The organism is Halomonas sp. SIMBA_159 (assembly GCF_046536035.1).
GTDB classification, from domain to species: domain Bacteria; phylum Pseudomonadota; class Gammaproteobacteria; order Pseudomonadales; family Halomonadaceae; genus Vreelandella; species Vreelandella venusta_A.
Window position 1 is genome coordinate 1 of the sequence record NZ_JAWJBT010001762.1, and the last position, 231, is coordinate 231.

The 231-nt window shown below is 52.4% G+C and carries 1 pseudogene; it reads right to left on the reverse strand.

Annotated features, from left to right (window positions below):
- Positions 1–12 precede the first annotated feature (12 nt).
- Positions 13–231, reverse strand: a pseudogene (locus R0J87_RS25250) (DeoR/GlpR family DNA-binding transcription regulator); the annotation flags it as partial.

Consider the following 231-nt stretch of genomic DNA (forward strand, 5'->3'; position numbering starts at 1 on the left):
GAGCAAGGCTGCCTAAACCCTGTCCACCGCTATGCCTTTTTCGGCGAAATCATGCAGGCTGCTTTCTGACAGGGCTGTGTCAGTGATGACTTTGTCAAAGCTGCTGATGTCGAGCGCATGGAAGGTCGCGACTTTGCCGTATTTTGACGCGTCTGTGACCAGATAATTGGTTTTGGCTGCCGCCACGATCGCCCGTTTTACTGTCACTTTATCTTCGCTGGGGGTCGATAT